The organism is uncultured Rikenella sp. (assembly GCF_910579375.1).
Lineage (GTDB): Bacteria > Bacteroidota > Bacteroidia > Bacteroidales > Rikenellaceae > Rikenella.
This window is the reverse complement of record NZ_CAJTUJ010000106.1, coordinates 1-6,711: the sequence shown is the minus strand read 5'-3', so window position 1 is coordinate 6,711 and position 6,711 is coordinate 1. Positions and strand designations below refer to the sequence as shown.

At 58.2% G+C, this 6,711-nt stretch carries 8 protein-coding genes; 4 read left to right on the top strand and 4 right to left on the bottom strand.

Features of this window, described 5'->3' with window-relative positions:
* Positions 1 to 334: 334 nt before the first annotated feature.
* From dnaJ to QZ302_RS07900, 3 genes are all read right to left on the bottom strand, one after another.
* On the bottom strand, positions 335 to 1,528 hold the full coding sequence (gene dnaJ, locus QZ302_RS07910) for a molecular chaperone DnaJ (RefSeq protein WP_294594274.1): 1,194 nt from the start codon (positions 1,526 to 1,528) through the stop codon (positions 335 to 337).
* A 356-nt stretch (positions 1,529 to 1,884) separates the two neighbouring features.
* On the bottom strand, positions 1,885 to 2,466 hold the full coding sequence (locus QZ302_RS07905) for a nucleotide exchange factor GrpE (protein ID WP_294594273.1): 582 nt from the start codon (positions 2,464 to 2,466) through the stop codon (positions 1,885 to 1,887).
* A 47-nt stretch (positions 2,467 to 2,513) separates the two neighbouring features.
* The gene (locus QZ302_RS07900; RefSeq protein WP_294594272.1) at positions 2,514 to 3,638 is read right to left on the bottom strand and encodes a glycosyltransferase; all 1,125 of its coding nucleotides are present in this window, start codon (positions 3,636 to 3,638) and stop codon (positions 2,514 to 2,516) included.
* 107 nt (positions 3,639 to 3,745) lie between these two features.
* Here QZ302_RS07900 and QZ302_RS07895 point away from each other — a divergent pair, with 107 nt between their 5' ends.
* The 4 genes from QZ302_RS07895 (at position 3,746) to QZ302_RS07880 (ending at position 6,128) form a co-directional block, all read left to right on the top strand.
* On the top strand, positions 3,746 to 3,907 hold the full coding sequence (locus tag QZ302_RS07895) for a hypothetical protein (protein WP_294594271.1): 162 nt from the start codon (positions 3,746 to 3,748) through the stop codon (positions 3,905 to 3,907).
* Positions 3,908 to 3,948: 41 nt separating this feature from the next.
* Positions 3,949 to 5,118, top strand: coding sequence for a glycosyltransferase family 4 protein (locus QZ302_RS07890; RefSeq protein WP_294594270.1), 1,170 nt, complete (start codon positions 3,949 to 3,951; stop codon positions 5,116 to 5,118).
* A 223-nt stretch (positions 5,119 to 5,341) separates the two neighbouring features.
* A complete protein-coding gene (locus QZ302_RS07885; RefSeq protein ID WP_294594269.1) occupies positions 5,342 to 5,725 on the top strand; it encodes a hypothetical protein in 384 nt (127 codons plus the stop codon).
* Positions 5,679 to 6,128: a hypothetical protein gene (locus tag QZ302_RS07880; protein ID WP_294594268.1), complete on the top strand. Its 450-nt coding sequence runs from the start codon at positions 5,679 to 5,681 to the stop codon at positions 6,126 to 6,128. The genes QZ302_RS07885 and QZ302_RS07880 overlap by 47 nt, the downstream gene beginning before the upstream one ends.
* A 4-nt stretch (positions 6,129 to 6,132) precedes the next feature.
* Here the strand turns inward: QZ302_RS07880 and QZ302_RS07875 are convergent, their stop codons facing one another.
* Positions 6,133 to 6,567 carry a hypothetical protein gene (locus tag QZ302_RS07875; protein WP_294594267.1) on the bottom strand — a complete coding sequence of 145 codons (435 nt, stop codon included), beginning with the start codon at positions 6,565 to 6,567 and terminating at the stop codon, positions 6,133 to 6,135.
* Between the last annotated feature and the right edge of the window lie 144 nt (positions 6,568 to 6,711).

Here is a 6,711-nt window from a genome sequence, read left to right as displayed (position 1 = left end):
TCACTGCGGCTCCGCTATCGCTCCGCCGCTTTTTCCCTCTTTAGGCGACAGCACGCGAGCAACTGAAAAGTAATAACGGCCGCGCGCCATGACGCGAACGCGTCGGCCAAGCGGGCCACACTTAATAAGGCAGAAACAACCCTAACAATACACCCAACGGGTGCGGGGACGGGAAATGCTTGCGCATTTCCACTGGTCGCCTCGACCCTATTCTCTCAGCGCGCAATGGACAAAGGAGCAGTCTCGGCCTAATTGTTCTACTAAAGATAGCTCCTAAAAAACACAGCCTTTCGGTTCTGGAACAGAAAGGCTGCATCCTGAAAAAATCCGTTCTTTACGACAGGAAATAGTTCCGCATCCGGTCGAAAATATTCCGCCCTTTAGCTCCGCTATTGACCGCATTCGGCTTGAAATTCTCCGATGTACGGAGCTTTTCCAAAGCCTCCTTCTCCGCCGGTGACACATGAGCCGGAATATGGATATCCACCACCGCCAGCAAATCGCCCGTTCCGCGTCCGTTGATGTCCGGAATCCCCTTGCCCCGCAACCGCAACACCCGACCGGCCACCGTGCCCGGTTCGATCTTGATCCGTGCCTTGCCATCCACCGTCGGAACCTCCACCGAAGCTCCCAAAACAGCGTCCGCCACGTTCAGTTGCAAGTTGTAAATCAAATCGTTCCCCTCGCGTTTCAACTCCGGATGCGGCTCCTCTTCGATCACCACCAGCAAGTCGCCATTGATCCCGCCGTTCCGAGCCGCATTCCCCTTGCCCGAAACCGACAGCTGCATCCCCTCGCCCACCCCAGCAGGGATGTTGATCTCAACAATCTCTTCACCCTTCACCGTCCCCGTGCCATGACACTTCGGACACGGCGCCGTAATGGTCTTGCCCGTCCCGTCACAGGTCGGACAGGTCGCCGTCGTCTGGGTCTGACCGAAGAAGGTATTGACCACCTGCGTCACATGCCCCGAGCCGCCGCATGTCGCACACGTGGCATACGAATTACTGTCCTTCGCTCCCGTCCCGCCGCACTGGTCGCAAGCGATATTTTTCTTGATTTTCAGTTTCTTGGTGGTTCCTTTAACGATCTCGGCCAAGGTCAGTTTGACTTTGATCCGCAGGTCGCTCCCCCGATTCACCCGCGCACCGCCATATCCGCCTGCCGCCCCCGAACTAAAGCCGCCAAAACGCCCGCCACCGAAAATATCGCCGAAACGAGAGAAAATATCCTCCATCGTAAAGCCGCCGTATTCGCCGCCGAACCCTCCGAATCCACCGGCTCCGCCGCCGGCAGCTCCGCCCATCCCGGCATGACCGAACTGGTCGTAACGGGCTTTCTTATCCGGATTGCTCAACACGTCGTATGCTTCGGCGGCCTCCTTGAACTTCTCTTCGGCGTTCTTGTCGCCGGGGTTCTTGTCGGGGTGAAACTGAATCGCTGCCTTCCGATAGGCTTTCTTTATCTCTTCGGCCGATGCGTCGCGACTCACGCCGAGCACTTCGTAATAATCTCTCTTATCTGCCATTTATCGTGATTTATAATTGTTCTTTTTGTATTTGTCCTGGAGGGTACTGTTCTTTTTGTTCACAAAAAGAACCAAAAAAACTTCAGACGGATGCTGACGCATCCTCAAACTGCCGGCGGCCCAAGTCTCGGACTCTTTCTTTGGGCCGGGAATTGTAGCGCGCTAATGCGAGCTAAACTTTGGGCGCGCTACAACCCCGACCCAAAAGCAGTCACAAAGACTGAGGACTGCGGAGCCTAAGGCGTAGCGTAGCTTCACGAAAGTTCTTTGGGTACCTTTCTTTCAAGAAAGGTACGGTTCCAGCCGGGTAAACACGGTAAACGAACGGTTAGAAATATGGAAATGGAAGAGGCGAGTTACTCCCCGACCACCACCTTAGCGAAGCGAAGCACCTTGTCCTTCAGCATGTAGCCCGTCTGCACCACATCGATCACCGTCCCCTTCTTGTCCGCCTCCTCGACCGGCACCTTCGCCACCGCATCGTGGAAATCCACATCCAGCGGTTTTCCCAACGCTTCGATCGGCGTCACCCCCTTGGACTTGAGGATATCCATAAATTTCTGATAGATCAGCCGCACCCCCTCGCACTCCGCCGCCACCTGCTCCTTCCCGTCGAGCGCCGCAATGGCCCGTTCGAAATCATCAACCACCGGAATAATCGCCTTGATGACATCCTCGCCCCCGTTCGCAATCAGGTCCATCTTCTCTTTGAGCGTCCGTTTGCGGAAATTATCGAACTCCGCCGCCAGCCGGATGTACTTATCCTGCCACTCCGCCGCCGCGTCTGCCATTTTGTCGTTTTCGGCCGCCGGTTCGACATCCTGCGCCTCCTGCTCCGGTGTCAGCGTGTCAGTATCGGGCGTAGGTTCCGACGCCGCCCCGTCCGATACGTTATTTTCAAACTCTTGATTTTCAGTATTTTCTTTTTGATTTTCCATAACACATGTCAATTATCCCGCCGTAGAGTCGTCAAATAGCGTACCAATCAAGCCTCGTGACGGCCGAAAATCGACCGCAGAACCTCCATCTGCCGCTCCGGATTGAATTTCGCTTCGATAGTGGCTTCACAAGCCTCGCGCGTAGCCGCCCGCTCGGCCTCCGTCGCCGCGAGCCACGGACGGATCGCCTCGGCCAGCGAATCGACACTCCCCTCCTCGAACAACGTCCCCGTCACGCCCGGCCGAATCGCCTCGAACTCAGGCATCTGCCGCTCGGCCGTACCGTGCGTCACCACCGGCGTGCCGAACGTCAGGGCGTGGATCGCCGTCAGCCCCGCATTGCCCGGACTGACGCAAGCCGCGCTGTGGTAGAGAAACGTCCCGATCAGATGTTCGTCGTAGCTCTCGCCGTAGAACCAAACCTGATCGACCAATCCGTCCGCCTCGGCCCGCGCAGCCAGCCTGTCGCGTTGCGGCCCGTCGCCGATCAGCACGAGGTTGCAAGGCATTCCCTGCCGTTCGAGCCTCGTCATAGCGTCGAGCAGCAAATCCAGCCGTTTGATCTCGGTCAGCCGCCCGACGAAGACCAGCAGAGGGAGGTCGTTTCCGAAATAGTTCCGGATAAATCCCCGGTCGCCGATCCGGCTCCGGAGGACGCATTGCCGTTCGTAGTCCAACGAGTTGTAGATCACGGCCATCCGTTCGGCCGGAAACCCTGCTTCGAGCAACAACCGACGGGCGCGTTCACCGTACAGCAGCAGATGTCCCGCGAGACGCAGATAGGTCAGATTCTTCCACCGTTTCACCCCCTTTTCATCTCCGTACAACCCGTGCGTCCAGAGGTAGACCGGCCTCCCCAACAACCTGGCGACCAAAGCGATGACCCAGTTGGAGCGAATCCCCGGATTGCCGGTCAGAATATAGGCGTCGTACCGTTTCGAGAAGGCTTTCCGAATCGCTCCGCGCTGCCAGACGAGTTTTCCGCCCCGGCGGTAAATGTTATGCAGGTATCCACGAAAACCTTTCAGTTCCCGCAAGTCCAGCAGAGCGATCCCGCCGGTGGACTCTTCGCCGGCCATAAAATCGTACTCCGCGGCCGGATCCTCGTCCATCCGTCGGTAGATGCCCGCCCGGTACCGGGGGGCGATATTGAACAGACAACAGATTTTCATTCTATCTTTGCTACAAAGATACGCCGCTTTTTCGGTCGGAGGGCCACTTTTTTTCCTGAAAGCGGTCGGAAATCCCCGCCCCGGGCTTCCGCGGCAGCGATGGCGCGGTGAACCATGCCGGCAACTATGGGTTCAGCTGGTCCTCTTCCTCGATTGTCGCAACGGACTACCTCAGAGGATTCGGTTTGAGTGCGGGTTCGAAGGGGCTTGCCCCGAACAGCCAGGAGACCTGCGGCCTCGGTATTCAGTTGCGTTGCCTCTCGGAATAAACGGGAAGCACGCACGAACAGACGCAACACGACGCACGGAGATGAAAATTTTATTGATCCATAACCGGTACAGCCGCGTCGGCGGCGAAGAGACCGTCGTGGAATTCCAGCGGCAAGTGCTGGAACGCAGCGGTCACACGGTACTCCTGTACGAACGGTCGCACGACGAGATTCGGCAGTGGCGGTTCGGACGCTTCGCCTCGCTCTTTTCGGCGCTCTACAACCGGCGCGCGGTGCGCGACGTGCGGCAGATCGTCCAACGCGAACGGCCCGACGCGGCCATCGTGCACAACCTGTTTCCCGTGATTTCGGCCGCCGTCCTGCCCGTCCTGAAACGAGGGGGCGTCCGGGTGCTGATGACTCTGCACAACTACCGGCTGGTCTGTCCCATCGGACTTTTCTACACCGGCGGCGAGATTTGCGAGCGATGCGGAACCTGTCGCGGACGCGAATGGAACTGCCTGTTCCACAAATGCGAAGGATCGTGGAGCGGGAGTTTCGGATACGCCCTGCGCGGGTGGTGGAGTCGCAGGAGGGGCTACTTTTCGGCAAACGTCGACCGGTTTCTGGCCCTGTCGGAGTTCCAACGCACCTTATTGAGCCGTTACACCGGCATTCCTTCGGATCGGTTCGCCGTGGTGCCGAACGGCGTCGACCCGGCCCTGATGCCCGAGCCATCGGCCGAGGCCCGAAAGGCAGGCAGGCGCTATGTCGCCTACGCCGGTCGGCTCAGCCGGGAAAAAGGGCTCGACCTTCTGATCGAAGCGGCGCGGCGGCTGCCCGACGTCGAGTTCCGGGTGGCAGGCGAAGCGGCCGAGGGGTATACGCTGCCGGAAATTCCGAAGAATGTGCACCTGCTGGGCAAGTTGAATCGCAGGGAGCTGGCCGACCTCTACACCGGTGCGAAGGCACTGGTTTTGACGAGTTTGTGCTACGAGGGATTCGGGCTGGTGGTCATCGAAGCGATGTACTACGGGACGCCGGTGGTGGTTCCCGAGCGGGGCGGCTTGCCGGAGATCGTCGAGCGGGGCGACTGCGGAGCGGTCTACACGCCGGGGTCGGCGGAGGCGCTGGCCGAACGGTTAGAGGAGTTGCTCAGCGACCCGGAACGAGCGGACGAATTAGGCAGCAGGGGCAGGCAACGGGTAGCGGAGCACTACCATTCGGCTGTTTATACGCAGTTTTTGCTTGAACAGCTCGAACGGCCTTAATGGCGACATATCCTCTCCCCGGAGAGCTTCGGCGCGGAATTCCGACACAGGAATCCGCGCCGATTTTTTATTCGCTCCAAAAAATTTTATCCGCCCCAAAAAACGAGAGAAGGGATTACCCGCTATTTGTCCACCGAAACGAAATGCCGCACATTTGTCCCGTCGAACCGAGCCGCCGCCCCCTCCTCGGTCCGGTCGGCAAACACCTCAAAAATGAACGGAAATGAGCGGAGAGATAACCACCCTAATCGTATCGACACTCGTTGCGGCCGTCTCAGGGCCGCTGGGCGCCTGGATCAACAGTCGAATCCTGCGCCAGAAATACCTGATCGAGATCGAACAGCTACGCGCGGAGATGAAAGACAAACTGGCGGCCGTCAAAAGCCACGAGTTGGACAATGTGCGCAAAGCGAGCGACATCCTGATGGAAAATATTGTTAAACCGCTTGAAAAAGAGCTTAAATCACTGCGTAAAGATGTGGATAAATTCCGAAAAGCGATCGAGAAGATACCTTCTTGTGCTATGGCTGACAGCTGCCCTGTCTCTCGGGAGCTGCTCGTTGCCGAAACGGTCGACTGGCAGCACGGTTCGAATCGAGAACAGTAAGGTCGCCCACACGGTTCTGGACAGCCTCCTGCTGAATGAATCGGCGGCCTGGCTGGAACTTCGGACGACGATCGACAGCGAGACGGAGACGGAACTGATCGTCTACGACAGCCAACAACCGCCGAACGACTCGACAGGGCTTCCGCCGGTGCGGGCCGTATGGCGCCAGTCGCGCAAGGAGGCTCGACAGGAGCGGCAAAACACGGAATCGAGCAACCGAACCGACCTCCGGGTATCGGTCGCGGAAACGGAGACGCTCGCCGAACAAGCGGAATCGGTTCACAAAGAGGAACGCAAACCGACAGCAGGCACGGGAACGCTGAAATTCGGCATCGGTCTGGTGCTGTCGGCAGTCGCGGCATGGGGCATCGGCCTGCTGTTCCGCCGACTGAAACGGCGGTAGTTTCCTACCGTCTCAGCAGATGCCAAAGCAACGCGGCTCCGGCGAACGTCAGCACGACGGAGGCGGCCATCGCCGGCACCAAAATCGCGAACGTGATGCGAATCCAGCCGCCCAACACGCTAATCCCCAATCCGAAAACTCCGATTACGCCGATCACGGAACTGACAAACACCAGAAGCAGGTGTCTCCGTTTCAGTCGGGTCGTGCAATGCGGATTTCCGCGCGCCACCTGGCGTTTCAAAGCGAGTCGCCCTACTTCCCAAGCCGCGCCTGTCACAACGGCTGTCCCGAGCAGATACCACGCCCACAACGGAAATCCGCCCTCCTCGGGCTGTACGCTGGCGAGCAAAATAGCCAAAAGGGCACAAAACAAGGGCACGCCGACTACGCCTACGGTTTGCCGATAACTCCCGAACGGATTCTCTTCTGTCTGATTCATGTTTTTTTGTACACTTTGCTTTGTGCTGGAGGGTACTGTTCTTTTTGTGAACAAAAAGAACCAAAAAAACTTTAGACGGATGCTTGCGCATCCTCCCGCTGCCGGCGGCCCAAATCTCGGTTGGTTCGTTGGGCTGGGGTTTTC

What these genes read in the sequence shown, in the direction of transcription:
- dnaJ (WP_294594274.1), bottom strand. Translation starts at nt 1,528, where the DNA reads ATGGCAGATAAGAGAGATTATTACGAAGTGCTCGGCGTGAGTCGCGAC.
- QZ302_RS07905 (WP_294594273.1), bottom strand. Translation starts at nt 2,466, where the DNA reads ATGGAAAATCAAAAAGAAAATACTGAAAATCAAGAGTTTGAAAATAAC.
- QZ302_RS07900 (WP_294594272.1), bottom strand. Translation starts at nt 3,638, where the DNA reads ATGAAAATCTGTTGTCTGTTCAATATCGCCCCCCGGTACCGGGCGGGC.
- QZ302_RS07890 (WP_294594270.1), top strand. Translation starts at nt 3,949, where the DNA reads ATGAAAATTTTATTGATCCATAACCGGTACAGCCGCGTCGGCGGCGAA.
- QZ302_RS07885 (WP_294594269.1), top strand. Translation starts at nt 5,342, where the DNA reads ATGAGCGGAGAGATAACCACCCTAATCGTATCGACACTCGTTGCGGCC.
- QZ302_RS07875 (WP_294594267.1), bottom strand. Translation starts at nt 6,567, where the DNA reads ATGAATCAGACAGAAGAGAATCCGTTCGGGAGTTATCGGCAAACCGTA.